Origin of the sequence: Kitasatospora sp. NPDC093558 (assembly GCF_040683475.1) — a bacterium.
GTDB lineage: Bacteria > Actinomycetota > Actinomycetes > Streptomycetales > Streptomycetaceae > Kitasatospora.
Window position 1 is genome coordinate 1 of sequence record NZ_JBFBDY010001180.1, and the last position, 1,390, is coordinate 1,390.

Here is a 1,390-nt window from a genome sequence, read left to right on the forward strand (position 1 = left end):
CCTGCCCGAGCTCGGCTTGACCGGCATCGGCGTCGCCACCAGCAGCGTCTACCTGCTCTCCTTCCTCGCCCTGTACGCCTCCGCCCGCCGCGACCCGCAGCTCGCGCCGCTGCTACGCCTGGACTTCTGGCGCGCCGACGCCGCCACCGTGCGCCGCCTGCTCGGCCTGGGCACCCCGATCGCCGCCACCTACGGCTCCGAGGCCGGCTTCTTCTCCGTCACCGCGTTGCTCGCCGGCAGCTTCGGCGCCGCCGCGCTGGCCGCCCACACAGCGGTCAACCAGCTGATCTACATCGTCTTCCAGGTGGCCGTCGGCCTCTCCCACGCCGCCTCCATCAACGTCAGCCGCGAACTCGCACTGCGGGAGTACGCCACCGCCCGCCGGATCAAGAACACCGCCCTCGCCTGCGGAGCAGTCGTCACCGCACTCGTCGCCGTGCTCTACCTCACCGTGCCCGAGCTGGTGCTCCGCCCGTACTTCGACCCCTCCTCGGCCGGCGACCGGCAGGGGCTCGACATCGCCACCGGCCTGCTCGCCGTCGTGGCCGTGCTCCAGTTCTTCGACTGCGCGCAGAACATCGGCGTCGGCCTGCTGCGCGGGCTCGACGACACCAGGAGCGGCTTCCGCATCACCCTGGTCGGCTACTGGCTGGTCGGCCTGCCCGCCGCCTGGCTGTTCGCCTACCCCCTTGGCGGGGAGACCCGAGGCCTGTGGCTCGGCCTGCTCGTCGGGCTCGCCACCACCGCCGTCCTCCTGCTGCGCCGCTACGGCCTCGCCCTCACCGCCAGGGCCGCCGACGCCCCGTCAACCGCACCGGTCGGCGCCTGAACCCGGTCCACCGACGGACGCCCCACCAGGCACCGGAACTCGTCACGCGGCTCGCGCGGATCGGCTGGGTAGCAAGTTGACGGAGTGTCAGCTACCTTCCCGGGAAGCCTTCCGGGAAGCCGCGGTGCCGATGCCACTCGGGGGCCAGGATCGCCATGTCATGGTCGTCCACCCACTCCTCGCCGAAGCGCAGCGCCTCGCGGCGGGTGCCCTCCAGGACGAAGCCGACCTTGGCGTAGGCGCGCAGACCGCGCGTGTTGTGGCCGAACACGGTGAGCGAGATCCGGTGCAGCCCGAGGCGCTCGAAGCCGTACCCGACGATCAGCCGCACGGCCTCGGTGCCCAGGCCGCGGTCGCGGCCGGCGGCGGTCAGGGCGATGCGGAAGCTGCAGCTGCGGTTGGCGGGGCTCCACTCGTTGAGCACGGCCTCGCCGACGCAGCGGCCGCTCGCCCGGTCGACGACGGCGAGGTCCAGGCGGTCCGTCTGCTGCGCCCCCCTGCCCTACCAGACGCGCATGCGGCGCTCGGCGGCCTCGTCCCACGGCGGCGCCGGCGTCGGGC

The 1,390-nt window shown here is 73.4% G+C and carries 1 protein-coding gene and 1 pseudogene; one reads left to right on the forward strand and one right to left on the reverse strand.

The window, feature by feature from the left end; all coding sequences use genetic code 11:
• Positions 1 to 829 (forward strand): MATE family efflux transporter (locus AB0O00_RS39560; RefSeq protein WP_363659507.1); only part of this gene is annotated, 829 nt, incomplete at its 5' end.
• A 91-nt stretch (positions 830 to 920) separates the two neighbouring features.
• On the opposite strand, the pseudogene AB0O00_RS39565 reads toward AB0O00_RS39560, so the two are convergent.
• Positions 921 to 1,390: pseudogene (locus AB0O00_RS39565) on the reverse strand (GNAT family protein); the annotation flags it as partial.